This is a genomic window from Rhodopila sp. (genome assembly GCF_965277165.1).
GTDB lineage: Bacteria > Pseudomonadota > Alphaproteobacteria > Acetobacterales > Acetobacteraceae > Rhodopila.
This window is the reverse complement of sequence record NZ_CBDICE010000006.1, coordinates 2883065-2909997: the sequence shown is the minus strand read 5'-3', so window position 1 is coordinate 2909997 and position 26933 is coordinate 2883065. Positions and strand designations below refer to the sequence as shown.

Sequence of the window (26933 nt, the reverse complement as noted above, 5' to 3'; positions counted from 1 at the left end):
AGTCGGGCACGGGCGTTGTCGAGGATTCATCGGGCCGCGACATCATTGGCCTGAGTGAGGGCGGCCTGAGTGAGGGCGCCGCGGCGAGGCCCTGGGTTGACGGCCTTATTATGAGCTGTCCGGCGGCAATTCGCTACTGCCTGGGCAGCGCCGCTGCAAGTGCGGGCAGCGCGGACACGCCCGCGGGGCGAAACGGTGGCATGATATCATGCCCACCGACGGACCGCGGCGCTTCGTTGACACGCTGCCGATGGCGGAGAAAAATTTGCCGCAGGCAGCGTGATCGACGACCTGCCGTCGGATCAAGTCCATACCGTTACAGGCCCCGCCGAAAGCCCCGGGATTTCCAATCGGACTGGGCATCATTCGGTCTGTCTGGCGCGGCCAGTCTGTCCGGCGCGGCCAGTCTGTCTGGCGCGGGCAGTCTGTCTGGCGCGGGGAAAATATATCGAACAGTCCGCTGGTGGAGCGGACCAAAGCGTGATCTTTCGAACGATGAACCCAACCGGCATTTTCATACCCCGCCATTGGCCACCACCCTGCGATGAGGGTGCCGCGACCAGGCTCCTCGAGCGGTTTCGAGAGGTCGACGAAAACCGGCTGCTGAGCATACCGGGCGTTCTGCCAATGCTGCGGTGCCTGGGAGGCAATAGCCCGTACCTCGCTTCATTGGTGACGCTGGAACCCGGCCTGATCCATCTTCTGGTGACCGCGGGGCCCGCTGCCGCGCTGGCGCAAAGCCTGTCCGCCCTCGACCAGGTGTCTGTCTCCGCGGGGCGGCCCCAGATTGCCGCGGCGATCCGCCAAGCGAAGCGGCGGGTGGCCCTGATTGCCGCGATCGCTGATATCGGTGGGATCTGGCCATTGGAAAACGTGGCCGGGTCGATGTCGACTTTGGCGGAGTCGACATTGCGCCTATCGGTTCGCCATCTGTTCCGCTCGGCTCACGACGGCAGGGAAATACACTTGCAAGACCCCGGGCGACCCGATCTGAACTGTGGTTTTGTCGTGCTGGCGATGGGGAAGCTCGGCGGGGCAGAGCTGAACTACTCGTCCGATATCGACCTGATCCTGTTATACGACGGTACGTCCAATACCTATGCACGCGGCACCGCGGCGGCGCGGATCGGTTCGTTCACGTCCCGGTTGGCGCGGAATCTGGTGATGCTGATGGAGGCACGCGACGCCGACGGCTACGTGTTCCGCACCGATCTACGGCTGCGGCCGGATCCGGCGGCGACGCCGCCCGCGGTGTCGTTACATGCGGCGCTGGTTTACTACGAGACCATGGGCCAGAATTGGGAACGTGCGGCGATGATCAAGGCACGTCCCGTTGCCGGCGATGTTCCGCTGGGTCATCGCTTCCTTGAAGCGATCCGGCCATTCGTCTGGCGACGCGGCCTCGATTTCGCGGCGGTGGCGGACATTCACGCGATGAAACGGCGGATCGACGTGGCCGGGGGAACCGCGCTGGTCGGGATGGCGGATCCGGTGGCGCGCATCGCCGGCCATGACGTCAAGCTGGGCGGGGGCGGGATTCGGGAGATCGAATTCCTGGTGCAAACCTTGCAAATGATATGGGGCGGGCGGGACCCGACGCTGCGCATAAAGCCGACATTGCCGGCGTTGGTTCGGTTGACGCAAGTCGGCCATTTGCCGCGGGCCGCGGGCCGTCAATTGGCGGAGTCATATCGGTTTCTCCGGCGGGTTGAACATCGCATTCAGATGGTGAACGACCGCCAGACCCATAGATTGCCCGAGCCGGTCGAGGAGTTGGTCCAGATCGCCTGCTTCCTTGGGTATCAGGACGCCAACGCCTTCGCACTCGATTTTCTGCGCCATGTCAGCGTTGTTCGAGCCAACTACCGGGCGACCTTCGAGCAGGTTCCCGATCTGGCGGGGACCGAGGCGGTGGGGCCTGATCTGGACTTCCGAGGTGACGATCCGCAGCCCGCCGCGACGGTCACGGCGCTGCACGGCCTTGGGTATCAGGATGCGACGCGGATCATCATGGCTGTGCGGCAATGGCTGGCCGGGCGCGTCCGCGCCTTGAGGTCGAGCCGGGCTCGGGACTTGATGACGACCATGATACCCACGATGCTGATCGCCCTGGGGCGCCAGCCGAATCCGGACGAGGCGTTCAACCGCTTCGACCGTTTTATCAGCGCGTTGCCGGCGGGCGTACAGCTGATGTCGCTGTTCCAGCGCAATCCGATCCTGCTCGAGCGCATAGCCGCGGTGCTTGGGGCGGCCCCGATACTGTCGGAGCACCTTGCCAGATATCCAACCGCGCTGGAGGGACTCCTGGAGACGGAGAACGCCGACCCCAGGCGTCTGGTTCGCTCTCAGATGGCGAATGCGGTGACGTTGGAGGATGCTGTCCTGGCGGTACGAAGGACGGTGAAGGAGCGGGATTTCTTTCTGTCGGTGGCGACCCTGGAAGGGCGATTGGACGCCGATGCGTCCGGGCGGCAGCGGACGGCGCTCGCGGAGGCGGTTTTGTCTACACTGGTGCCCCGAGCGATCGCCGATTTCGCCTGCCGATTCGGCCATGTTCCCGGCGGCTCGCTTGCTGTCGTGGCAATGGGCAAAGCGGGTGGTCGAGAAATGATGGCTGGGTCGGATCTCGATCTGATGTTTATCTACGACTATCCCGTTGGAGTGGACGAAAGTCGTGGCGGCCGCAGCCTGCCGAGCGGCCAATGGTTCGGGCGAGCGGCGCAGGCCTGCATTGCCGCACTCACCGCGCCAGGAGCCGAGGGAAGGATGTATGATCTCGACATGCGCTTGCGACCATCGGGCAGCAAGGGACCGATCGCTGTGTCGCTGGGGGGATTCAGGCACTACCACGAATGGGATTCATGGACCTGGGAGCGCATGGCCCTGACCCGGGCTCGCGTGGTGGCGGGGCCGCCCGCGCTGCGCCGGCGGGTCAACGAGGTGATCGAGAGTGCGATACGGCGGCAACGGAATCCGAGGCAAATTCGGATCAACGCCCAGAAGATGCGGGAACGCATGGGGCGAGACTTCCGGTCGGACCGGCCCTGGGAGGTTAAGCTGCGCGTCGGGGGATTAGTCGATATCGAGTTCATCGCGCAGACGTTGCAACTGATCCATGCGGACGATTCCGGTTTTCGCCGCAGCCAGACCACTCGCGTGGCGCTCAAGCGATTGATGGACGTCGGCGCGATATCGAGGACAGATGGGAGCTTTCTGATCAAAGCTGAACGTCTGTGGCGCACGATCCAGGGCATGCTTCGGATTACCGTCGGCCGCGTTGAAACCGAGACCTTGCCGCATGCGTCAGCGATACCGTTGCTGCAAGCGACGGCAAAAGCAGGTGTAGCGGTGAGTGACGCTGACGATCTGTTGGAGAAATCGGATAAGATCGCGAAGGACGTACGAATGATGTTTGAGCAGTATGTGGGGGGGCCGGACCAATGACCGTGAAGGAAGGCGAGGCGGCGCCCGATTTCGACTTGCCGGCGACGGGCCAGCGCAGGGTCAGATTGAGCGATTACAATGGTAAACCGTTCATTCTGTATTTTTACCCGAAAGCGGATACTCCCGGCTGCACGAAAGAGGCCTGCGCCTTCCAAGAGGCGAGGCCGCAGTTCGAGGAAGTCGGAATAGACGTTGTTGGCGTGTCGGCGGATCCGATAAAGGCGATCGAGAGATTCGCGACGAAGTTTGGCCTGACATTCCCGCTGGCTTCGGACGAAGGCCATGTGATTGCGGATCGCTACGGCGCCTGGATCGAGAAATCGATGTATGGGCGGAAATACATGGGGATGGATCGATGCACGTTCCTTATTGGACCGAATGGCAAAGTGCTGAAAGTCTGGCGGAAGGTCAGTGTGACCGGGCACGCTGAAGCGACGCTGAAAGCAATGCGGGAATCCAACTCCGGTGCGGCCGGGTAAAGCTGAAAGCGGCGTATCGCCGTCGTCCTTGCATCGCCGGTGAGCGTCGTCTTTTGCCGATGCCGCCAAAAGCGATCGCGCGCCAGCCTGGCGGATCAGGCAATGATTGCTTGTTCGCGCGCCCAGGTGGCAAGTGCCTCGCGCAGCCCGAATCCCTGGGCGCGCCTGATCGAGGCCAGCACGGAGCGGAAGGCGCGCATGTCGATCTGGGCGAACATCGCCTTGATCGGCAGGATGGCGCTGGCCGGCATCGATAATGTGGTGACCCCCAGTGCGGCGAGCACCAGCGCCTCGAGCGGGCGGGAGGCGGCCTCGCCACAGATCGAGATCGGGACCCGGGTGGGCTTTGCGGCAATCACCAGTTGTTCGATCATGTCGAGCACCGGTTGTGACAGGAAATCGTAGCGGTCATAGAGCGACGGCGTGCCACGGTCGGCGGCGAACAGGAATTGCACCAGGTCGTTCGAACCGAGCGAGATGAAATCCACTGTCTGCATCAGTTGGGGGAGCTGCCACATCAGCGCCGGCACCTCCAGCATGGTGCCGATATGCAACGCCTGGGGGGCGGGGCGCACCCGCTTCGCCTCGGCCAGCAGCAGCGCCTTGGCGGCGGCGAATTCGCCCACGGTGGCGACCATCGGAAACATCACGCTGAGCTCACGGCCGCCGGCGGCCAGCAGCAGGGCGCGCAACTGGCGGCGCAGCAAAGCCGGGCGGTCGAGGCCGACGCGCAGCGAGCGCCAGCCCATCGCCGGGTTCTCCTCCTCGGTGACGGTACCGGGCAGCAGCTTGTCGGCGCCGAGATCGAGGGTTCGGAACACCACCGGCTTGCCGCCGGCCTCGTCTAGGACGCGGGCGTAGATCGCGGTCTGTTCGGCCACATCGGCGACCGAACCGCGGGCCAGCATGGCGATTTCGGTGCGGAACAAGCCGATGCCGTCGGCGCCGGTGCGGGCGAGCTGGGGCAGTTCGAGGCTGAGGCCGATGTTGAGCATGAGCCGCAGGTCGATGCCGTCGGCGGTGACGGCGGGGCGGTCGCGCCAAGTCGCCAGTTCGGCGTATTTGGCGTTGCGGGCGTCGAGCGCCCGGATGTAGGCGAGGCGAACCTCGGCTTCGGGGCGCAGGATGAACTGACCTTCGTCGCCGTCGACCACGGCAACGTCGCCTTGTTCGGCGCTGTCCAGCATGCCGCGCAGGCTGCCGATGGCTGGGATGCCAAGGGCGCGGGCCAGGATCGCGGCGTGGCCGGCGGGGCTGGCTTCCTCGACCGCGACGCCGGCGATGCCGCGGGCGTGCCAGTCCAGCAGTTCGGCCGGGCCGAGGCGGCGCGCCAGCAGGATGGCACCTTCCGGCACCGGGGCGCGGGGCGGGTCGCCGAGCAGGGCGGTAAGCAGGCGGTTGGCGAGGTCTTCCATGTCGGCCAGGCGTTCGCGCAGGTAGACGTCGCTGATCCGGCGCATGCGGTCGTGCAGTTCGCCGGCGACGCGCTGCACGGCGGCCTCGGCGGTCATGCCGCCGCGGATCACCTCAGCCACGCGGCGCAGCCAGCCGGCGTCGGAGGCGACCAGGCGGTAGGCGTCGAGTACTTCGCGTGAGGCGTTGACGTCGGCGGCGCGGCCGTTGCTGGGGACATCGGCGAACAGGTCGTCGAGGCCGCGCTGCATGCGGTCCACCGCCTGGTCGAGCCTGGCCTGTTCGGCGGCGAGATCCTCGGCGATCATGCGCACGACCCGGCGGGCGGAGCGCAGCAGGACGATGTTGCCGACGGCGAGGCCGCCCATCAGCGGGGCGCCGGTGAACACCCGTGGCACGGTGGCGTCCAGGCCTTTGGGTGAGGCGTCGGTGGCGATGGTTCCGGCCAAGGTCTCGGCCAGCAGCATGGCGACGGTTTCGAGGTCATCGACCTCGGGTTCGGTGAAATTGCGCGGGGTGCGGTTCTGCACCACCAGCACACCCAGGGTGCGGCCGGAGCGGCGGACCGGCACGGCGAGCAGGGAGGCGAAGGGTTCCTCGCCGGTTTCGGGGCGGTAGGCGAAGGCCGGGTGGTTTTGCGCGTCGGGCAGGTTCATCACCGAACCGGTGGCGGCGCAGAGGCCGACGATGCCTTCGCCGACGCGCAGCCGGGTGCGGCCGATGGCGTTGCGGTTTAGCCCCTCGGTGGCGGTGAGTTCGAGGATGTCGCCGGGGCGCTGGACGTAGATCGAGCAGACCTCGCTGAGCAGTTCTGAGGCGACCAGCCGGACCATGGCCGAGAGCGGGGCGGAACCATGGGCGCGGAGATCGCGCAGCCGGGCGAGCAGTTCCCGGTGACCGGTCATCGGGCACGAGCATTGGCGCCGGTCGGGATCGACGGGCCGTTGGTTACGGTTTCGTTGGCCGGCGGGGCGGCGTTGAGGTGCATGGCCAAGGGAGGGCGGTCCCGTGCTGGGTGGGCGGACAAGTTAGCAAACACCGGGCACTGGCGCACGCCGTTCAGCCAGCGTCGCGGGCGAGGGTTTCGGCGCGGCGTTCGGTGACGCGGATCATGATGTCGTGCAGCAGGTAGGCGAGACGATCGCGGCACCAGGGCTGGCCGGACAGCGCGTCGTAGTGGTCGGGCATCGCCAGGCCGGCCGGGGCGGCCGCGGTGAAGCCGGCCTGGCGCGCGTTGGCGACGCAGCGGAACAGATGATCGGCGAAGGCGATCACGCCGACGGTGCCGAGCGATGGCGGATCGGCCAGCAGGGCGATCGCATCGAGGACGCCCGCAGTGCTGAGATAGACCGGCTCGCCGCGGTCGTCGCGAATCGGGTTGATGGCGACGAGGCTGGCCTGGGGCATGCGGGTGCCGATCGCGTCGGCCACTTCCCATTGCGCGAACACCCGTGCGTTGGTGGCTTCGTGCAGTTGCAGCGTCAGGTCGGCGAGTTGCTGGTTCACCGGGCCGGGTGAGCGATTGCCGTTGGCATGCAGGCGGTTGCCGAAGGTGAAGGCGACGATGGTGTCGATGTCGCCGGCGGCGACCGTCGGTGCGGTCCAGTCGAGGCTGCACTGCCGCATGGCGGCGGCGAGTTCGGCGGCCATCCGGGGGTCGCGGAGTTCGCCGGTGAGATGATCGGTGAGGGCCCTGGCGAGGTCGCTGGTGGGGTCCCTGATCAGTTCCTTGGGCGGTGACAAATTGCGTCTCCGGTATGGGTCGAGGTGGAGGGAATGGTTGTCAATGGCCGTGTCGGACAGTACAACCGACGACAAACGCTTTCGGCGAATGAAGCGTGGCGGGGCGAAGCGATTTCGCGGGATCCCGGACAAGATAATGTGGGAGGGACGACATGCCAAGCAATACGCGTGGCCTGCGCCGCCGGCGTGTTCTGGGTGGCGGCGCGGCGGCCGGTGGCGTGATGATGCTGCCGGGCCGCGCGCCGGCGCAGGGCGGCAAGCGACCGCTGGACGGGGTGACGCTGAACGTATCGTGCTGGAGCGCGGCGTATCCGAAATACCTGGCGGCTTACATTCCGGAGTTCGAGCAGGCGACCGGCGCGAAGGTGAACTACGAGACGCCGTCGTTTCCGATCTACAACCAGCGCATGGATCTTGAACTGTCGACCGGCAGTTCGGCGTATGACGTCGTCAATATCACGTTCATCTTCATCGGCCGTTGGATCGGGGCGGGATGGGTGACGCCGCTGGATGAGTTCATCAACGATCCGAAGCGCACGCCGGCGGACTGGGACGCGGGCGATCTTCTGGCCGGCGTGGCCAACGCGTTCAAGGACAAGGCGGGGCGGGTGTATGGCATTCCGTGGATTGCCGACGTCTATATGGCCGGTGCCTCGCGTTATGACCTGATCAAGCAGACCGGCCACGAGATGCCTGGTGATTTTACCCAGCTCGAGGCGATGCTGAAGGCGGTCAACGACAAGAACGGCATTCCGGGCTTCCTGTGCGAGAACCACTATGGCTGGACCTGGATCGCCTACCTGCAGGGGTTTGGCGGCAACGTGTTCCGTCACCCGCCCGACGACCTGATGCCTGTGCTGGACAGTGCCGAGTCGATCGAGGCGGCGGATTATTTCGGCAGGCTGTTGCGGAATTACGGTCCGGACGGGGCGTTGTCGTATGTTTATGATCAGGTGCTTGCGACGTTGAAGCAGGGGCGGGCGAACTATTCGACCAATAACGAGATGTTTCTGGTGCAGCTTGCCGGAAGGGACAGCAAGGTGGCCTCGACCTGCGCGTTCTCGACGATGCCGGGCGGGCCGGCCGGGCGGTTCCCGCAGTTGGCGACGCATGGCTGGGGGATTCCGGTGGGATCGAAGAACAAGGACGCTGCCTGGCAGTTCATCCAATGGTCGATGTCGAAGCAGATGGTGGGGCGGATGTTCAGCGAGCGTGGCTATAGTTCGGTGACGCGTCGCTCGGTGATCGACTCGCCGGCGTTCAAGCAGAAGCTGATGCTGAACGGTTATGACGTGGCGAAGATCTACCTTGACTCGATCGAGCGCGCCGGCAGCGGCTACATGGCCTATCGGACGGTCCCGGTGTATCCGCAGGTGGATCGCGAGATCGATGCGGCGATCCAGGCGATCGTTTCGCAAGAGAAGTCGGCGAAGCAGGCGATGCAGACGGCGCAGGCGAATTCGATCGAGCAGATCAAGCGCTCCGGCGTGAAGCTCTGAGCATGACCGCGGTGCGGGGCTGGGAGGCCGAGCGCCGGCGGGGTTTCATGCTGGGGCTGGTTCCGGCGCTGGTGGTGCTGGCGGCGACGACGGTGGTGCCGGCGGTGTATCTGGTGGCGACCAGCCTGACGCCGTTTACGCCGGTCAACCCCGGCAGCGGGCTGGATTTCTCCGAACCGTGGCGAAACTATGTGGCGGCGATGCAGGATGCGCGGTTTCTGCGTTCGGTTTGGATCCAGGTGCAGCTGTCGGCGGTGACGGTGATCCTGCAACTGGCGATCGGCCTTGGGCTGGCGCTGCTGCTGGACATTCCGTCGCGGCTGCTGGAGGCGGTGAGGACGGCGTTCCTGCTGCCGATGGTGCTGCCTCCGATCGTGGTGGCGATCATCTGGAAGATCATCTACGCACCCGACATCAGTCCGATGCATCGGATGTTGCGGCTGGTGGGACTGCCGGTGCGATCGCTGGTTGCCAACGCACACACCGCGCTGTGGGCGGTGGCGGCGGCGGATACCTGGGAGTGGTTTCCGTTCACCATGCTGATGATGCTGGCGGCGTTGCAGATGGTTCCGAAGGAGCCGATCGAGGCGGCGCAGATCGACGGTGCCAACCGGGTTCAACTGTTCTGGTTCGTGCGGCTTCCTTATATCGAGCAGGCGCTGCTGGTCACCGCGCTGTTTCGGCTGATCGACAGCATCAAGGCGTTTCCGCTGATCTACATCCTGACCGATGGCGGGCCGGGCCGGGCCACCGAGGTGACGAACTATTACGACTTCGTGCAGACCTTCAACTTCTCCTACTGGGGCTATGGCAGCGCGGTTGCCACGTTGATGGTGGCGGGCGTTTTCGTATTGAGCTGGATCGTCGGGCGGTTCGCGGGCGATGACGGCATCGACCGCTGAGGTGGGGCGTTCGGGCGCGAGCCGCCTGGCAGTGCGCCGGGCGCGGCGGCGGCATCGCGGTTGGATGGTGCATGCGGCGGCGCTGCTGCTGCTGCTGATTGTGCTCTTTCCGGTGCTGTGGATGCTGCAGATGTCGTTCCGGTCGAGCGATGACGTGTTGTCGCCGGCGCTGCTGTTCACACCGACGCTGGAGAATTACCGAGGGCTGTGGACCGGGAACTTTCCAGGGTCGTTCGGCAACAGCCTGGCGGCGAGCAGCGCGGCGACGGTGTTGTCGCTGCTGCTTGGGGTGCCGGCGGCGTATTCGCTGTCGCGCTGGCGGCTGCGCGCCAGGCGGCGGATCGCGCTGTGGATCCTGGTGACCCGGATGGCGCCGCCGATCGCGTTCACGATCCCATTCTTCCTGGCGTTTCGCTACCTGCATCTGTTCGATACCGTGGCCGGGCTGGTGATCATCTACCTGACGTTCAGCCTGGCGCTGGTGATCTGGACGATGCGCGGCTTCTTCGACGGCGTGCCGCGTTCGCTGGAGGAGGCGGCGTGGATCGACGGGGCCGGGGTCTGGCAGGCTTTCCTGCGGATCACGCTACCGCTGTCGGCGCCTGGGCTGTCGACGACGGCGATCCTGTGTTTCATTTTGTCATGGAACGATTTCTTCTATGCGCTGATCCTGACCCGCACCCGGGCGATGACGGCGCCGGTGGCGATCGTTAACTTCATGCAGTACGAGGGCTGGGAGTGGGGCAAGATTGCCGCCGCCGGGACGCTGGTGATGCTGCCGGTGGTGGCGTTCACCGTCGTGGTGCGCGGGTACCTGGTTAAGGGTCTGATGGCGGGCGGCATCAAGGAGTAGGCTCGCTGCCGCCCGGCGCGATCATGCGATCGTTCGGTCGGATGATTGACGCGCGCTTTGGGCGTTCCGCCCGGCGCGATCATGCGATCGTTTGGTCGGATGATTCACGCGCCTTGGGCGTTCCGCCCGGCGCGATCATGCTCCGATCATCGTCGCCACCAGCCGCGTTTTGGCTCTGGCGGGGGTTCGCCGCCGGCGCCGATCAGGATCGGCCTGACCAGCGGTTCGGCAGGGGGCGGTTCGGCGGGGGGCGGTTCGGCGATGATGTTGGCGGCGTTACCGTTGGCTGGCGCGGCGCGCGGTGGCACCTTGTCGGGTGCCGGTTCGGTCGGCGGCAGTGGCGGTTCGGCGGCCGGTTCGGGGGCGCCTGCGTTCATGATCTCGGCCGCGGTCGGTTGCGCCGCGCGCGGATCGGATGCGGCGGGATGGGGGATGGCGGGATCGGGCGACGCGGCGCCGATGGTTGCCGGATCGATGTCGGAGGCTGCCGGATCCGGCGCAGTGATGTTGACGATTTCGGCGGCCGAGGCGGCGCGCTGCGGCGGCTGGGCTTCGGCCGCGCGTTCGGCCTGATCCATCACGTCGAAAATGTCGAACGCGCGTCCGCCGAACGGATCGGCCGGGGTGGGGCCGGCGTAGACCGGGGTGAGGTCGGGTTGATCCGCGCCCGGCACGGCCATCGGCGGCAGCTCGGGTTCGTTGTCGCGCCGCCGGCGGCGTCCGCCGCGCCGGCCGCGGCGACGATTGCGCGGATCGTCGTCGAGCCCGTTTGCGGCCCCGGCGGATGTCTCTGCAGGTTCGGCTGGTGCGTCGCCAGCGGGTTCGCCGGGATCATGCGATTCGGCGGGGCCACCCGATAGAGCCAATTCCGCGGCGGCGGACTCCGCCTCGGCCGGGTCGCCGGCGGTGTTGTCCTCGAGGTCGCTGCCCGCTGGCTGCTGGTCGTCGCGGCGGCCGCCACGGCGGCGGCGGCGGCGGCGTTTGCGGCGGCGGTCGGCGTCGTCGCCGGTGCCGCCATCCTCGGCGCGCTGTTCGGCGCTGTCGTCCTCGGCCTCGTCGTCATCGTCCTCGGCGCCTACGGCCTCCGCCTCGTCCTCGTCGTCCTCGGCGACGGCGGGGGGCGGCATCGGGCGTTCCGCGCTTACCGCGGCGGCTACCTCGTCGGGGGAGCGGGTGCGCAGTTTCTCGATGCGGAACTGCGGCGCGATCTGGGCGTCGTCGGCGGCGACGATGACGCGCATTGCGTAGCGCAGTTCGATTTCCTGCAGCCGCTCGCGCTTGTGGTTCAACAGATAGAGCGCGACCGGGGTAGAGACGTGGACGACGATCTCGGCGGAGCGGCGCTTGCTGCCCTCGTCCTCGATACCGCGCAGCACGTGGATGGCGGCGTTTTCGGTGCTGCGGACGTGGCCGGTGCCGCCGCAATGCGGGCACAGGATGAAGCTGGTTTCGGCGAGCGAGGGGCGCAGCCGCTGGCGGCTCATTTCCAGCAGGCCGAAATGGCTGATATGGCCGACCTGGATGCGGGCGCGGTCGTTCTTCAGCGCCTCCTTGATGCGGCGTTCGACCATCGCGTTGTGTCGTTTCGATTCCATGTCGATGAAATCGATCACGATCAATCCGGCGAGGTCGCGCAGGCGCAACTGGCGGGCCACTTCGTCGGCGGCCTCGAGGTTGGTGCGCAGCGCGGTTTCCTCGACATTGCGCTCGCGCGTGGACCGTCCGGAGTTGACGTCGATGGCGACCAGCGCCTCGGCCTGGTTGATCACCAGATAGCCGCCGGAGCGAAGCTGCACGGTGGGCATCAGCATGCCGTCGAGCTGCGCCTCGACCTGGTTGCGGGCGAACAGCGGCTGGCCGCCGTCACGCCACAGTTGCACCTTCTTGGCGTGGGTCGGCATCAGCATGCGCATGAAATCGTGCGCGGCGTGCCAGCCGTCCTCGCCGTCGACCAGGATTTCGTCGATGTCGCGCGAGTAGACGTCGCGGATGGCGCGCTTGATCAGGCTGGCCTCTTCATAGATCAGCGCTGGGGCGACCGACTTCATGGTGTGGTCGCGGATGTCGTCCCACAGCCGCAGCAGGTATTCGCAGTCGCGCTTGATCTCGGGTTTCGGGCGGTTGGCGCCGGCGGTGCGCACGATCATGCCCATGCCGCGGGGGATATCGAGTTCGGCCATCACCTCCTTCAGCCGGCGGCGGTCGGTGGCGGAGGTGATCTTGCGAGAGATGCCGCCGCCGCGCGGGGAGTTGGGCATCAGCACGCCGAAGCGGCCGGCCAGCGAGAGGTAGGTGGTCAGCGCGGCGCCCTTGGTGCCGCGTTCCTCCTTGACCACCTGGATCAGCAGGATCTGGCGGCGGCGGATCACTTCCTGAATCTTGTAGTTGCGCATGAAGCGCGGCGGCATGCGACGTTCGCGCTGGTCGTCTCCGGATTCGTGGTCGGCGCCGCCGACGGTTTCGGGCGGCGGCAGCGCCTCGATCGGGTCGCCGTTGGCATCGTCGTGATAGTGGTCTTCGGTGTCCGGATCGTCCTCGATAATCCGTTCGGCGGCGATCCGTTCGGGGACGGCCGCGGGTGGCGGCGTAGTTGGTTCGGCGAGCAGCGGCGGGACGGACGGTGTGGCCCAGGCCTCGGTGGCCGGCGCACGCGGGGAGGGTGGGGCGAACTCGGAGAGCGGGTCGGCGGCGATCAGCGGCGGGGTTGCCGCGAACGCCCAGGGTTCGGCGGCCGACGCTTCGGTTGCCTGTGCCGCCCCGACGTGGTCCGCCCACGACTGGTCCGCCCACGACTGGTCCTCTGGCGACTGGTCCTCTGGCGACTGGTCCTCTGGCGATTGGTCCTCTGGCGCGGGCGGGGCTTCGGACTGGGTTGCGCCGGGCGCGTCGACCGCGTGGGTCAGCGTCAGTTCGAGGTCGTCTTCCTCTTCCTCGCGGCGGGCCTCCTCGGCCTGCATTTCGATCAGACGTTGGCGGTCGGCGACGGGGATCTGGTAGTAGTCGGGGTGGATCTCGCTGAATGCCAGGAAGCCGTGGCGGTTGCCGCCATACTCGACGAACGCCGCCTGAAGGCTTGGTTCGACGCGGACGACCTTGGCTAGGTAGATGTTGCCCTTGAGTTGGCGCTTGGTCGATGTCTCGACATCGAAATCTTCAAGTCGGGTGCCGTCCAGCACCACGACGCGGGTCTCTTCCGCGTGCGAGGCGTCGATCAACATGCGTTTCGTCATTTAGTCGTGAACTCCGGTACGCCGCCGTGACGCTGAAGCCGGCCCTTGGATGGGTTGCGGTCAGCGAACGGCTGGCAAGGATTGCGGGAAGGGGCCCGCCCGAAGTTTCAGGACAGCGATGGTAATCGGAACACGCGGCGCAATGACCCCCGAAAGATCTGGCGAAAGATCTGGCCCGGGGGGGGCTGAAAGCGCTGCCCGGGTCACCCGGAAAGCCGGGTGGCGGTAAAAATCCGGGCAGGCGTGGCGCGACGTGCTTCATCAGTCCCTGGCGTTCGGATGGCGCGTTCCATGGAAACGCTGCCCCGTGTGAAAGTCTGGCGCTGGAGCTGCCTGCATGGCGGATCGGGCCGCGGCGGACAGGACCCCGGCGCGCCACGAAATCCAAGATGGCGGGCGCGACGCGGACGGCGACGTGGCCGCGGCGGAGCGGATCCTTCCCCACACCTGCCGGGCTGGCTCCGACCAGACCGTGCAAGGGACCACGCGCCGCCGGAAAAAAGCCAGGGAACCACGATTACGGGCGGTCCCCGGTCATCGCCGGAGCGGTATGACCATGAAGCAAACCGACCCGCGCCGCAAGCACATCGTTCAGCGGCGCCATTAAGCGATCGCAATCAACATTTAAGCTGCGGCTCTGCATCCGATATGTTAAGAGCGAACATGGTTTTCACGGAACCGTTCGCACGTCGGTTGCTGCTGCGCCGTTTCGCGGCGGGCGGGTCGGTGTTCGGCACGTTCCTGCTGCCCGCGGCGTTGCATCGGGCGATGGCGGGCCCGGCTCTGGCGTCACGGCGGGAAAAGCGGCCGCACGAGGCGGCTCGGCCGCCGCCGCTGATCATGCTCGATCCCGGGCACGGCGGGCGCGATCCCGGCGCGATCGGGCTATCGGGGACGTATGAGAAGCATATTTCGCTGGCCACCGCGCTGGAGCTGAAGCGGCAGTTGGAGGTGGGCCGGCGCTATCGGGTTGCGCTGACTCGCGCCGAGGATGTTTTCATTCCGCTGGACGATCGGGTGGAACGGGCGCAGCAGCGCGGCGCGGCGCTGTTCGTTTCGATGCATGCGGACGCGCTGGTGGATCACGCGGTGCGCGGGGCGTCGGTCTATACCCTGGCGCAGACCGCGTCTGACGTGCAGACTGCCGCGCTGGCGCGCAAGGAGAACAGTGCCGACCGCTTCATCGGGCGAAGCTGGCAGGGCACCTCGCCCGAGGTGGCGCAAATCCTGGCCAGCCTGGTGCGGCGGGAGACCCGGGCCGGATCGGCGCGGATCGCTCACAGCCTGGTCGACTGCCTGGACCAGGACCTGCCGATGCTGGAGAATCCGGATCGTCATGCCGGGTTCGTGGTGCTGAAGGCGGCCGACATTCCGAGTGTGCTCGTGGAGATGGGTTTCATGTCCAACCCGCGCGACGAGGCGGCGTTGCGCCGGGTTGATCACCGCCGGCTGGTGGCCGCGGCGATGCACCGAGCGATCGAGGCGTATTTTGCCGGGGTTGGCCATGTGGCGGAAGGATCCGGTCGCGGGCTTGGGTAGGATCCAGACGTTCGAGGCGCGCGATGCGTCGGTTTCGTGCGAGGCGGCAAGAGGCTACCAAAATGTGTGATCCGGTGGCTGGCGATTCGCCGCAAAAGCGTTCATATCGCGACCATGACAGGACCCCTGAGAGCCGGCGAGAAGCTGGCGCCGTCCGGCCGCGTTAAATCCGAGCGGGTAAATTCCGAGACGGGCGGTCCGCACGGCGGCGGGCCGGGAAAACCGTCGAAACGGCGCGCGGGGGTATTGGTGCGAGCGGCGCGCGGCATCGTCGGCGCGGTGCTGGGCGTGGTGTTGCTGGTCGGTGTGCTGGGTTCGGCCGGCGCCTACATAGCCTACAAGCATTTTAGTGCCGATCTGCCGGATGTGGACGGGTTGCGCAACTACCGGCCGCCGGTGATGAGCCGGATCTATGCGGGGGATTCGCGGCTGCTGGCGGAGCTGGCGTCGGAACGCCGGATCTTCGTGCCGGTGGCGGCGATGCCGGCCATCGTCAAGCAGGCGTTCATTTCTGCGGAGGATCGGAATTTCTACACTCATGGCGGGATCGACCCGATGGCGATCCTGCGCGCGGCGATGTTCGACCTGGCACATGCCGGGCAGGGGCGTCGGCCGCTGGGTGCGTCGACGATCACTCAGCAGGTTGCCAAGAATATGCTGCTGGACGGCCAGATGACGCTGTCGCGCAAGATCAAGGAGGCGATCCTGGCGATCCGGATCGAGCAGACCTTGAGCAAGGACCGCATCCTGGAGCTGTACTTGAACGAGATCTATCTTGGGCAGGGTGCGTATGGGGTGGCGGCGGCGGCGCAGACCTATTTCAACAAGCCGCTGGACAAGCTGACCCTGGCGGAGGCGGCGTTCCTGGCGGCGCTGCCGAAGGCGCCGAACAACCTCAATCCGTTCAAGTATCCTGAGGCGGCGAGGATTCGTCGCGACTACGTGCTGGACAGACTGGCCGAGGACCACGTGATCACTCCGGTGCAGCAGGCCGAGGCCAAGGCGGCGCCGCTGGTGCCGTCGGAGTTTCGGCGGCCGCCGCCGATCCCGGGCGCTGATTGGTTCACCGAGGACGTGCGGCGTCAGTTGGTGGCTCGGTTTGGCCAGGACGACACCACGCAGGGTGGGCTGATGGTGCGCACCAGCCTGGACCCTGCGCTGCAGGTCGCGGCCGAACGGTCGTTGCGGGACGGGCTGATGAACTATGATCATCAGCTTGGCGGCTGGCGCGGGGCGGTGGCGCACCTGGATCTGCCGGCGGTCGGATTCGAGACGCAATGGCCGGCGGCGCTGAACCAGCAGCCGCGTCCGCCCGGCATGCTGGCGGCGTGGAAACTGGCGGTCGTCGCGGCGGTGTCGGAAAGCACCGCGAAGGTGGAGTGGCTGAACCATCTGGGCGCGCGGCGGGCGGCGATGCTTGCGCTGCCGGATGTGGCCTGGGCGCGGGTGGTGCGGGACGGCAAGCCGGGTCCGGCGCCGCGGCGGATGGCCGATGTCGTGCGGGTGGGCGACGTGGTGATGATCAAGCCTCCGGCGGTGCAGGCTGAGCCGCAATCGGGTCCGGTGGTGCGGGTGCGAGGGCGGGTGCCGGCGGCGCCGATGCCGGCGGCGGCCAATCGGGCGACGTTGTGCCAGGTGCCTCTGGTGCAGGGTGCGATGGTGTCGCTGGATCCGCAGAGCGGGCGGGTGCTGGCGATGGTGGGGGGCTGGAGCTACGAACAGAGCCAGTTCAACCGCGCCACGCAGGCCTATCGTCAGCCTGGATCGAGCTTCAAGCCGATCGTCTATCTGACCGCGCTGGAGAAGGGCGTGTCGCCGAGCCAGCGGTTTCTGGATGCGCCGATCGTGGTGGACACACCGGATGGTCGCTGGCGGCCGGGCAACTACGAAGGCACGTTCGGCGGCCCGACCTCGCTGCGGGTGGCGCTGGAGCAATCGTTGAACCTGGTGACGCTGCGGGTGGCCCAGCAGGTCGGCATGAAGGCGATCGCCGACAATGCGATCGCCTTCCATGAGGTGGATTCGATGCCACTGGTGCTGCCGGCGGCGCTGGGCGCGGTGGAGACCACGGTGCTGCGCGAGGCCGGTGCCTATGCGTCGCTGGCGATGGGTGGGCGCGAGGTCATTCCCAGTCTGATCGACAGCGTGCAGGACGAGGATGGGCACGTGGTGATGCGCGCGCCCGGGTTGGACTGCGGCGGCTGCTCGGATCCATCGAAGCCGCCCGACGTGGTGGATACCAGGGCGCAGATCGCCGACCCCGACAGCGTGTTCCAGTTGGTGACGATGATGCAGGGGGTGGTGCAGCGCGGCACTGGCAAGCCGGCCGGAAAGGGGTTGAACCGGCCGATCGCCGGCAAGACCGGCACGACACAGGATTTCGCCGATGCCTGGTTCGCAGGATTCACTCCGGACCTGGTCACCGTGGTCTGGGTCGGCTTCGATACGCCGGCCAGTCTGGGCGACGGCGAGACCGGCGGCGCGGTGGCGGCGCCGATCTGGAACAGCTACATGACAACCGCGTTGGCGGGCCATCCGGTGCTGTCGTTCCCGATGCCACCGGGGGTTACGATGGCGCCCTGGGACAGCGGCCGGGGCGGGACGGTTATCGACGCATTCAAGGCGGATCAGGTTCCGGGCGCCTCGGCGCCGTTAGGCATGGGACTGGCCAGCGCGCCGACCTCGGATGCGGCGCAGCAGCCTTCGGGACTGCACGGCGGGGTTGATAGCGGGCTGGGCGGGCTGTATTGACGCAGCCCGTCCAACTTGAGCATCCGCTTAGCCATGTCCGCTGAATCCGACGCCCTGAACGAGCAGATCAAGCAGTCGATCGCGCTGCTGAGGAGGCATCTTTGACTGGGATGTCGCCGAGGCCCGCCTGGCTGAACTGAACAACCGCGCCGAGGACCCGGGCTTGTGGAACGACGCCGCGTCGGCGCAGCAGCTAATGCGGGAGCGCAACCAGATCGCGTCGTCCATGGATGCGGTGCGGGCGCTGGAAAGCGAGGTCGCCGACGCCGGGGAACTGATCGGGCTGGCCGAGGCCGACGGCGACGCGGCGATGGTGGCCGAGGCGATGACATCGTTGCGGGCCGCCGCCGAGGAGGCCAAGCGACGGGAGACCCTGAGCCTGCTTTCGGGCGAGGCGGACGGCAACGACTGCTACATCGAGCTGAACGCCGGCGCCGGCGGTACCGAGGCGCAGGACTGGGCCGAGATGTTGATGCGGATGTATATGCGCTGGGCCGAACAGCATGCCTACAAGGTGCAGTTGATGGAGGCCAGCGAGGGCGAGCAGGCCGGCATCAAGTCGGCGACGCTGCAGATCACCGGGGCCAACGCCTATGGCTGGCTGAAGACCGAGGGGGGCGTGCACCGGCTGGTGCGGATCAGCCCGTTCGACGCCAATGCGAGGCGGCAGACCAGTTTCGCCTCGGTCTGGGTGTATCCCGTGGTGGATGATTCGATCGAGATCGAGATCAACGAGGCGGACCTGAAGGTGGATACCTATCGCGCCTCGGGGGCCGGCGGACAGCATGTGAACAAGACCGAGAGCGCGATCCGCATCACCCATGTGCCGAGCGGGATCATTGTGGCGTGTCAGACCGATCGGAGCCAGCACCGCAACCGGGCGACGGCGATGGCGATGCTGAAGGCGCGGCTGTACGAGGCTGAGTTGCAGCGGCGCGAGGCGGTGACCGCGGCGCAGGAGAACGCCAAGACCGATATCGGGTGGGGGCACCAGATCCGCAATTACGTGCTGGCGCCGTATCAGTTGGTCAAGGACCTGCGGACCGGGTTGGAGAAGGGCAATCCGGACGCGGTGCTGGACGGGGACCTGGACGAGTTCATGGCGGCGGCGCTGGCGGCGCGGTCGGGGGCGACGCGGTCGGAGGCGAGTGCGCAGGCGCGGTAGGTCGATCCACCGGTCATTGATTGCCCTGGTTGGGCTGCGTCGCTCCCTGCGTCTGTAATGAGACTGGAATGAGAGCTGCCACCATCTGAGCAACTGCTGAGGTCTTCAGCGGACATCACGGCTGTGGATACATGGTCTGATCCAATGATCGAAGTTCTTGAGCGGTGGTCTGGCTGGATACTCGAAAGTAACGAGATCACGGCAGTTGTTCTTCCGGTATTTGCCACAATCGTCCTGAAACAGGGGGGAGGTGCCTAGGCCAGAAATCGTCCGCGCCCGCGCGGTCAAACGCACGTGGTGCAACCCGTTCTCGTACGCGGTGAAGCCTGGGATGTGAATGCGTTCACTCGAATTTATCAACTAAGGATAAATTTGGGCAGGCCCAACATTGCGATAGCTTACCGGCTTGATCGGACTTTGAGAGTCAGCGATCCAGTTGATTGCGGCACCATGTGGGTTCGCCCAGGCTACCGGATTTCCGTTGACGGAAAGCAGAAAGCGCCCGGGTAGACCTCCGTGGCCTGCCTTTTGCGCAATGGACGGGAAGACGCTCGGGGACTCGTTCGCGATCCAAAAGTCACACAGCGACGTGACCGAGGCGGCAAAGTCGTCGCGGTCGGTTTGCTCAGGCACGCAGGCAAGTACAGCGGTGTGGAACACTACAAGCGTCATGCCCCGTGGCGCCTCGGCGGCGAGGCTCGTAAGATCCTTCCGCAAATCCCCACGCACTATCCTTGGCCGGGCAGCCCGGGCCACGCGTATCGCGGCCTGGAGACTTGCCAGCCGTTGCTCCTGCTCAGGCCACACCAATGTTTCGAGCCAGGCCGTCTGCTCGGCATCGGTGACATCCAACGGGTTGAGGTCCAGCCCTGCCCGCCAAGCCACCCACGGTAGCGTCTCCGGTACTGGTGTCGCATCGTCCACCTGACACGAGAAGACGGGAATTTCCGCCGTCCGATTTGCCGGACCCAGTGCTTGGCCGCCATAGTCGTAAGCATAGTGGTCCGGCAATAGGCATAGGCCGGCCGAGGCGCCCACTTCGATCAGGGCCAGAGGTTGGGGAAGTTGTGCAAGAATCGGCAGAAGCGTCGCGCAGCGTGCGGGTTCGTTAGTCTGCGTCGAATGATCAAGTATGATGGCTTGAACCGACTCCCATTGTGCCCCGATAGCGTTGCGGAAGCTGCTCCAGCCTGCGGACACCCCAGCGATATGGCGGACCGCAACAAGCAGCAGGTTGGGTTGCCGCTTTGCAGGAGGCAGGGTAGCGAGGAGCGCGAGCACCTCCGGGTCGGCAGCCACCGCGCGAGCCAGCGTCTCATACAAAGGCGAGTGACCTCGGGCTTCCTCGTCGGCGAAGCGGCGGTACGAGGCTGCGATTCGGTCGTTCTCTGATTGTGTCACGCTATAATCTCACGCCGGCGCAAAGTGTTGGTCAACGGCTGCCGTGCTTTGACGTCCGCTGCGGTTGGCTTCGCGGGACACTAGACCTGAGGGCCCATGGCAGGGCAGAGTTCCCAGGCTCGAACTGAACGTCCAAACCGGCGGCAGGGTCGGCGGAACGAGGTGCGCGAAGATGCACCCAAGGGAGAACGTTATGGCTTCGACTTTGACATCGACTCCGGCGGCTGAGATCACCGCGCGGCTGGACCGATTGCCGATGACCCGGCACATGTGGATGCTGGTGCTGCTGATCTCGCTGGGCGGCTGGTTCGACACCTATGCGATCTTCCTGACCGGGTCGATCGCTCCGGGCATGTTCGCCGATAAGATCTTTACCCCGACGACGGTTTCGCTATTTGGGTTCACCGGGTTGGCGTCGTTCATCGCCGCGCTGTTCGCCGGACTGTTCATCGGCACGATGTTCTTCACCCAGGCGGCGGATCGGTTCGGCCGGCGCACCGTGTTCACCTATTCGCTGGTCTGGTACTGCATTGCCACCCTGGTGATGGCGTTTCAGTACACCGCGAACGGGGTGAACCTGTGGCGCTTCATTGCCGGGGTGGGCATCGGCGTGGAGCTTGTCACGGTCGATACGTTCATCTCGGAGCTGGTGCCGAAGCGGGCGCGGGGCAAGGTGTTTGCGATCCAGCAATCGATCGGCTTCATTCCGGTCCCGGTGGTGGCGTTGCTGGCCTGGTTGCTCAATCCAACCATGCTGTTTGGATTGTCGGGTTGGCGTTGGGTTGTGATCATCGGGTCGGTCGGCGCGATCATCGTCTGGTTCGTGCGCTTGCGGATGCCGGAATCGCCGCGCTGGCTGGCTCAGCAGGGGCGGGTGGATGAAGCCGACCGGGTGATGCGTGCGATCGAGGCGAAAGTGACGGCCGAGGCTGGCGGCACTCTGCCGGCGCCGGAGCCGCCGGTGGTGGAGGACCCGCGCAAGGGCAAGCTGTCGGAGATCTTCAACCCGACCTATCGCAGCCGGACGATCATGTTGTCGGTGGCCAATTTCTTTCAGACGATCGGCTTCTACGGCTTCGCCAACTGGGTGCCGACGTTGCTCATCGCCAACGGGGTCCATGTGTCGCAGACGTTGGAATACTCCTTCATCATCGCCTTCGCCTATCCGCTGTTTCCGCTGTTCAGCAGCATGTTTGCGGATCGCATTGAGCGCAAATGGCAGGTGTGCCTGTCCTGCATCGGGATCGCGGTGTTCGGCGTGGCGTTCGCGTTCCAGACCAGCGCGGTTCCGTTGATCATCATCGGCACGGTGCAGACGATGATGAACGCCTGGCTGTCGTTCTCGGCGCATAATTACCAGGCGGAGCTGTTTCCGACCCGGATTCGAGCCACCGCGGTGGGGTTCGTCTATTCCTGGAGTCGGTTCAGCACGATCTTCACCGGCTTCATCATTGCCGCGACTTTGCAACGGTTCGGCGTGCCTGGGGTGTTTCTGTTCATTGCCGGGGCGATGGCGGTCGTGGTGCTCTCGGTGGCGCTGTTTGGCCCGCGCACCAACCGGCTTTCGCTGGAGGAGATTGCTCGGCCGGTGGGCCAGGAATCATAGGTTGGAGAGGGTCGGCCGGTTCGCCGCGGTATCGCAGCCGGTGCATTGGTCAGCGAACGAGCGCGGGTTCGGCCGATGGACGAGGTCGGTGGAGCGCGATCCGTCCAGCACCTGGACGGTCATGGCGGCGAACACCGCGGCGACGAACATGCTTCCGGCGGCGATCGCGGCCCGTTCGGTCCAGGCGCGGAAGGCTGAAGATCGGTAGGCCAGTGCTAGTTGCCAAATGCCATAGCCAGCGAAAAACGCGCTCAGGATTCCGAGCACGACGGAGCCGATTTGATGGGGCATAGTGATATTACGTGGGGCGGGCGATGTCTGGATCACCCGGAACGGATCACGAAACGACGCCGCGGGTGCGGGGCTATGGCGCCGGTGCGGCTAGCGCGGGCCGTCTAGCCGGGGTTCGGAGCGCTGCGGGCGGATGATCTGGGGTTCGCGCCGGGGCGGGCGCATGTTCGGCGGGGGCGGCGGTCGTTCCTGCGGGTCGTCGTCATAGGAATGCGGGGTTGGGCGAAGATCCGGGGTCGGGCGAAGATCCTGAGTCTGGCGAAGATCGGGGGTTTGGCGCAGATCGGGGGTTTGGCGCAGATCGGGGGTTTGGCGAAGATCGGGGGTTTGGCGAAGATCGGGGTTCGATCGGAAGTCCGGGTTCGGTCGAAAGTCCGGGTTCGGGCGAAGGTCCGGGGTGGGGCGAAAGTCCTGGGCGGGAAAAAGATCCTGAGTCGCGGGCGGGATCGGCGGGCGGTCGGGGACCGGGGGGTCTCGCCGGCGCGGCTTATGATCATCGTATAGGTCGCGGACCGCGGGCGGGATCGGCGGGCGGTCACCGGCCGGGTTGTCGCGCCGCGGCGGCTGCGCGAGCGGGGCGTAGACATCCTCAAAATCCACCGCTTGCGGGCCGATCGGCAGTCGCAGCGCGACATGGCGGATTTCCTGCTGGATTTCGTCCAGCCGCGCCTCGATGACCTCCAGGCGGGTTTTGACGCCGAGCACGCTGAACGGCATGAACAGGAATGCGAGCGCATAGAGCAGCGCGGGCACCAGGAGCACGAGCGGCACCCACCAGGGCACCCAGTCGGGCAGCGCAAACGGCATGTTCATGCCCGAATCGTAGCATGGAAGGTTCCCGGCATGGGTGGATTTCTTGGCCCCTGCGTGCGAGTTTCGCCCGATGTTGCTGCTGATCCCCGGTCCGGTGACCACCCGTATCGAAGTCCGCCAGGCGCTGACGCGCGACATCGCGCCGTGGGACAACGCGTTTCGCGATTTCCTCGCGCGCCTGCGGGGCCGCATCCTGCGGCTTGCCGGGGGCGTCGAGGGCCAGCACGCGGTGCTGCCGCTGCAGGGCTGCGGGCACTTCATCACCGAAGCGGCGCTGCGCAGTTTCCTGCCGCCGGGCGGGCGCATCCTGGTGCCGGCGAGCGGGGCCTATGCTGATCGGATGATCCGGCTGGCGCGTGAGGCCGGGCGGGTCGCGGTGACGCTGCCGGTCGGGTTCGGGGAGCCGACCGATCCGGCCGCGGTTGCCGCCGCGCTGCGGGCGGACCCGACGCTGAGCCATGTCGGCATGGTCTATTCCGAGACCGGCAGCGGGGTGATTCACGACGTTCGGGCGGTCGGTGCCGTGGTGCGCGATGCCGGCAGGCGGATGATCATCGATGCGGTCTCGGCGTTCGGCGCGCTGCCGCTGGAAATCTCGGCCCAGCCGGAGGTCGATGCCCTGGTATTCACCACCAACAAATGCCTGGAGGCGCTGCCGGGCGTGGCGTTCGCGGTGGCGCGGATCGGCCGGTTGGTTGCCTGCGCAGGGGGTGCCGGCAGTTGGTCTTTCGATCTAGCGAGCATTTACGAGCATGCGGTGCGCAGCGGCTGGGGCAGCTTCCGGTTCACCCCGCCGGCGCAGATCCTGGCCGCGCTAGACGTGGCGCTGGACTACCTCGATGCCGAGGGTCAGGCGGGTCGGCTGGCGCGTTATACCGCCAATATGCGGACGCTGTACGACGGGGTGCGCGATCTTGGCCTGACGCCCTGGCTGCCGGCCTCGCGGCAGGGACCGGTGATCGTCAACGTGCATGCTCCGGCGGATCCGGCATGGGACCTGCAGGCCTTTGTCGACGCGTTGAAATCCAAGGGGATTCTGATAAGCAATTTCCATAACACGCCGTCTCCCACATTTCGCGTCGGCTGCATTGGGGCGATCACACCGGCCGACATGGCGGGCGCGGTCCGAGCGATGGATCAGGCATTGCGGGAAATCGGCATAACCCACCGGGAGGCTGCCGTTCCATGAACACCGACCTTGAGATCGCCCGCGCCGCCCAGCTTCGTCCGATCCAGCAGATCGCCGACCGGCTCGGCATTCCCGAGCGGGCGGTGGAGGCTTATGGCCGGCACAAGGCGAAGATCGGTCTGGGCTTCATTCGGGGCCTGGAATCACGCGCTGATGGTGCTCTGGTGCTGGTCACCGGGATCAGCCCGACGCCGGCGGGCGAAGGCAAGACCACCACGACGGTGGGCCTGGGCGACGCGCTGAACCGGATCGGCAAGCGGGCGGCGATCTGCCTGCGCGAGCCCAGCCTGGGTCCCAGCTTCGGCCTGAAGGGCGGCGCGGCGGGAGGCGGCCAGGCCCAGGTGGTGCCGATGGAGCAGATCAACCTGCACTTCACCGGCGATTTCCACGCCATCACGTCGGCCAACAATTTGCTGGCGGCGATGATCGACAATTCGATCTACTGGGGCAATCCGCTGGGGATCGATGCGCGCCGGATCAGTTGGCGGCGTTGCGTGGATATGAACGATCGGGCGCTGCGCAGCATCACCGGCAGCCTGGGCGGGGTGGCGAACGGGTTCCCACGGGAGGATGGGTTCGACATCAGCGTCGCCTCGGAGGTGATGGCGGTGTTCTGCCTGGCCAGGGACCTGGCTGACCTGCAAGTTCGGCTGGGCCGGATGATCGTGGCGCAGACGCGCGACGGCAAGAACGTGACCGCCGCCGACCTGAAGGCGGATGGCGCGATGTCGGTGCTGCTGAAGGACGCGGTGGCGCCTAATCTGGTGCAGACGCTGGAGGGGTCGCCGGCGCTGGTGCATGGCGGTCCGTTTGCCAACATCGCGCATGGCTGCAACTCGGTGATGGCGACGCGGTTGGGGCTGAAGCTGGCCGATGTGGTGGTGACGGAGGCGGGTTTCGGGGCCGATCTGGGCGGCGAGAAGTTCCTCGATATCAAGTGCCGTTCGGCTGGGTTGAAACCGTCCTGCGCGGTGGTGGTGGCGACGGTGCGGGCGCTGAAGATGCACGGCGGGGTTGCCCGCAACGCGTTGGGGCCGGAGGATGTCGAGGCGGTGCGGCGTGGCACCGCGAACCTGCGGCGGCACGTCGAGAACCTGCGCAAGTTCGGCCTGCCGGTGGTGGTGGCGGTCAATCACTTCACGTCCGATACCGAGGCCGAGTTCGCCGCGATCAAGGATGCCATGGCGGCGGTCGGCACCGAGGCGATTTCGTGCACGCATTGGGCGGACGGTGGGGCCGGCGCGGAGGCGCTGGCCAAGGTGGTGGTTGGCCAGATCGAGGCAGGCAAGGCGGCCTACCAGCCGCTGTATCCGCTGGAGCTGAAGCTGGCTGAAAAGATCCGCAGAATTGCCGAGGAGATTTACCGGGCGGGGGAGATCTCGGTGCCGGACGCGGTGGCGAGGAAGCTGAAATCGTTCGAGGATGCCGGGTTCGGGGATGTTCCGGTGTGCATTGCCAAGACGCAGTATAGTTTCTCGGCCGATGCGACGGTGATGGGCGCGCCGACCGGTCATGTGCTGCCGGTGCGCGAGGTCCGGTTGTCGGCGGGGGCGGGGTTCGTGGTGGCGATCTGCGGCGATGTCATGACGATGCCGGGACTGCCGCGGGTGCCGTCGGCGGAATCGATCCGCTTGCGTGAGGACGGGGAGGTCGAGGGATTGTTCTGAGTGACGGTGAGGTCACGGGGTTGTTCGGATTGGTGATTTTGCCGGATCGTTCGCTTGGGGTGGTTCTGGCCGGTGGGGTGGTAGCTGGTGTTTTTTGGCACCAGCATTTTTGTTGTTTCTACCGATTGAAATTAGCACGAAGGACGAACGAGTAGCACGGAGCCACACGGAGGCCGCGGTAGGGGGTCATCTTCCCTGTGGGTTTCGTGGTGGGATTCAGGCATCGGCGGATCGAGACAAAAACCACGGCTGTTGCGGCTGTGAGGCATGGTCTGTTTGCGGTGTCTTGGCCCTGGCGAAACTGCCGCAACGCTGATTTGGCTGATCGTAACGGTTAAAAAACGAGATGCAGGTCCGGCACGGCGAGGGGCCGCGATGATCGGCGGAGCGGTGATTTGGTGCGGACCTGGCGGTGCTACGGTCGCGCTTTTTGGGGTGCGAGGGGCTTTCGCATGAACAGGGTGCCGACGATGGGGGAGGCGTAATAGGGCGGGACGACCTCGAAACCCAGTTGGCGGTATAGGGCGTGGGCGGCGAGCATCGTTGGCAGGGTATCGAGGCACATCGTGCGGTAGCCGGCGCTTGTGGCGGCGTGGATCGCGGCTTCGGCGAGTGCCCGTCCGATGCCGGCGCCGCGGGCGTTGGGCCGGGTGTGCAGGCGCTTCATCTCGCAGGCGCTGGGGCCGACCCCGGGGGTTATGAGCGGGCGGACGGCGACACATCCGAGCGCCTGGTTTTGGTCAGAGAGGGCGAGCAGCAGGGCGCCGGCGGGCGGCGCGTAGGCGCCCGGGAGGCCGGCGCATTCCTCCGCGAAGCCCTGGTAGGACAGGTCCACGCCCAGGCCTTCGGCGTATTCGCGGAACAGCTCGGCGATCGTTGCAATGCGATCGGCGCGATCGGGGGCGATGCGATCGGGGGTGGCGGGCTCGACCCGGAAGTTGGGCACGG

Annotated in this window: 18 protein-coding genes; 11 read left to right on the top strand and 7 right to left on the bottom strand. The window is 66.3% G+C overall.

Annotation, left to right across the window (positions count from 1 at the left end; all coding sequences use genetic code 11):
- Positions 1 to 495 precede the first annotated feature (495 nt).
- Positions 496 to 3444 (top strand): bifunctional [glutamine synthetase] adenylyltransferase/[glutamine synthetase]-adenylyl-L-tyrosine phosphorylase, encoded by a 2949-nt coding sequence (locus ACQY4Y_RS25495; RefSeq protein WP_428493360.1) that lies wholly within the window; start codon positions 496 to 498, stop codon positions 3442 to 3444.
- The gene (gene bcp / locus ACQY4Y_RS25490) at positions 3441 to 3923 is read left to right on the top strand and encodes a thioredoxin-dependent thiol peroxidase (protein ID WP_428493359.1); all 483 of its coding nucleotides are present in this window, start codon (positions 3441 to 3443) and stop codon (positions 3921 to 3923) included. Before ACQY4Y_RS25495 ends, bcp begins: the two co-directional genes overlap by 4 nt.
- 95 nt (positions 3924 to 4018) lie before the next feature.
- Here bcp and ptsP read toward each other — a convergent pair whose 3' ends face one another.
- Positions 4019 to 6241 carry a phosphoenolpyruvate--protein phosphotransferase gene (gene ptsP / locus ACQY4Y_RS25485; protein WP_428493358.1) on the bottom strand — a complete coding sequence of 741 codons (2223 nt, stop codon included), beginning with the start codon at positions 6239 to 6241 and terminating at the stop codon, positions 4019 to 4021.
- Positions 6242 to 6395: 154 nt separating this feature from the next.
- The gene (locus tag ACQY4Y_RS25480) at positions 6396 to 7079 is read right to left on the bottom strand and encodes a hypothetical protein (RefSeq protein WP_428493357.1); all 684 of its coding nucleotides are present in this window, start codon (positions 7077 to 7079) and stop codon (positions 6396 to 6398) included.
- A 152-nt stretch (positions 7080 to 7231) separates the two neighbouring features.
- Here ACQY4Y_RS25480 and ACQY4Y_RS25475 point away from each other — a divergent pair, with 152 nt between their 5' ends.
- Genes ACQY4Y_RS25475 through ACQY4Y_RS25465 form a run of 3 tightly spaced genes read left to right on the top strand, consistent with a single transcriptional unit; the run spans position 7232 to position 10333 of the window.
- The gene (locus ACQY4Y_RS25475) at positions 7232 to 8578 is read left to right on the top strand and encodes an ABC transporter substrate-binding protein (protein ID WP_428493356.1); all 1347 of its coding nucleotides are present in this window, start codon (positions 7232 to 7234) and stop codon (positions 8576 to 8578) included.
- Positions 8579 to 8580: 2 nt separating this feature from the next.
- Positions 8581 to 9480: a carbohydrate ABC transporter permease gene (locus ACQY4Y_RS25470; RefSeq protein ID WP_428493355.1), complete on the top strand. Its 900-nt coding sequence runs from the start codon at positions 8581 to 8583 to the stop codon at positions 9478 to 9480.
- Positions 9461 to 10333, top strand: coding sequence for a carbohydrate ABC transporter permease (locus ACQY4Y_RS25465; RefSeq protein ID WP_428493354.1), 873 nt, complete (start codon positions 9461 to 9463; stop codon positions 10331 to 10333). The genes ACQY4Y_RS25470 and ACQY4Y_RS25465 overlap by 20 nt, the downstream gene beginning before the upstream one ends.
- A 146-nt stretch (positions 10334 to 10479) precedes the next feature.
- Here ACQY4Y_RS25465 and ACQY4Y_RS25460 read toward each other — a convergent pair whose 3' ends face one another.
- The gene (locus ACQY4Y_RS25460; protein WP_428493353.1) at positions 10480 to 13563 is read right to left on the bottom strand and encodes an Rne/Rng family ribonuclease; all 3084 of its coding nucleotides are present in this window, start codon (positions 13561 to 13563) and stop codon (positions 10480 to 10482) included.
- Positions 13564 to 14226: 663 nt separating this feature from the next.
- Here ACQY4Y_RS25460 and ACQY4Y_RS25455 point away from each other — a divergent pair.
- From ACQY4Y_RS25455 to prfB, 3 genes are all read left to right on the top strand, one after another.
- Positions 14227 to 15102 (top strand): N-acetylmuramoyl-L-alanine amidase family protein, encoded by an 876-nt coding sequence (locus ACQY4Y_RS25455; protein ID WP_428493352.1) that lies wholly within the window; start codon positions 14227 to 14229, stop codon positions 15100 to 15102.
- Between the two features lie 114 nt (positions 15103 to 15216).
- The gene (locus ACQY4Y_RS25450; protein ID WP_428493351.1) at positions 15217 to 17853 is read left to right on the top strand and encodes a penicillin-binding protein 1A; all 2637 of its coding nucleotides are present in this window, start codon (positions 15217 to 15219) and stop codon (positions 17851 to 17853) included.
- 33 nt (positions 17854 to 17886) lie between these two features.
- A protein-coding gene (gene prfB / locus ACQY4Y_RS25445; RefSeq protein WP_428493350.1) for a peptide chain release factor 2 occupies positions 17887 to 19018 on the top strand; the annotation gives its coding sequence in 2 pieces (ribosomal slippage) (positions 17887 to 17955 and positions 17957 to 19018; 1131 coding nt in all).
- Between the two features lie 360 nt (positions 19019 to 19378).
- Here prfB and ACQY4Y_RS25440 read toward each other — a convergent pair.
- The gene (locus ACQY4Y_RS25440; RefSeq protein ID WP_428493349.1) at positions 19379 to 20419 is read right to left on the bottom strand and encodes a DUF2332 domain-containing protein; all 1041 of its coding nucleotides are present in this window, start codon (positions 20417 to 20419) and stop codon (positions 19379 to 19381) included.
- A 193-nt stretch (positions 20420 to 20612) separates the two neighbouring features.
- Between ACQY4Y_RS25440 and ACQY4Y_RS25435 the strand changes: the two genes are divergently transcribed.
- The gene (locus tag ACQY4Y_RS25435) at positions 20613 to 22025 is read left to right on the top strand and encodes an MFS transporter (RefSeq protein WP_428493348.1); all 1413 of its coding nucleotides are present in this window, start codon (positions 20613 to 20615) and stop codon (positions 22023 to 22025) included.
- Here the strand turns inward: ACQY4Y_RS25435 and ACQY4Y_RS25430 are convergent.
- Together ACQY4Y_RS25430 and ACQY4Y_RS25425 are read right to left on the bottom strand one after the other, a co-directional pair.
- On the bottom strand, positions 22020 to 22352 hold the full coding sequence (locus tag ACQY4Y_RS25430; RefSeq protein ID WP_428493347.1) for a hypothetical protein: 333 nt from the start codon (positions 22350 to 22352) through the stop codon (positions 22020 to 22022). The genes ACQY4Y_RS25435 and ACQY4Y_RS25430 overlap by 6 nt on opposite strands.
- Positions 22353 to 22406: 54 nt before the next feature.
- Positions 22407 to 23129, bottom strand: coding sequence for a hypothetical protein (locus tag ACQY4Y_RS25425; protein WP_428493346.1), 723 nt, complete (start codon positions 23127 to 23129; stop codon positions 22407 to 22409).
- A 70-nt stretch (positions 23130 to 23199) separates the two neighbouring features.
- Between ACQY4Y_RS25425 and ACQY4Y_RS25420 the strand changes: the two genes are divergently transcribed.
- Complete coding sequence (locus ACQY4Y_RS25420; protein ID WP_428493345.1) at positions 23200 to 24318, top strand: 2-aminoethylphosphonate--pyruvate transaminase; 1119 nt, start codon at positions 23200 to 23202, stop codon at positions 24316 to 24318.
- Complete coding sequence (locus ACQY4Y_RS25415; RefSeq protein ID WP_428493344.1) at positions 24315 to 25985, top strand: formate--tetrahydrofolate ligase; 1671 nt, start codon at positions 24315 to 24317, stop codon at positions 25983 to 25985. Before ACQY4Y_RS25420 ends, ACQY4Y_RS25415 begins: the two co-directional genes overlap by 4 nt.
- Positions 25986 to 26400: 415 nt before the next feature.
- On the opposite strand, the gene ACQY4Y_RS25410 is transcribed toward ACQY4Y_RS25415, so the two are convergent.
- Positions 26401 to 26931: a GNAT family N-acetyltransferase gene (locus tag ACQY4Y_RS25410; protein WP_428493343.1), complete on the bottom strand. Its 531-nt coding sequence runs from the start codon at positions 26929 to 26931 to the stop codon at positions 26401 to 26403.
- Between the last annotated feature and the right edge of the window lie 2 nt (positions 26932 to 26933).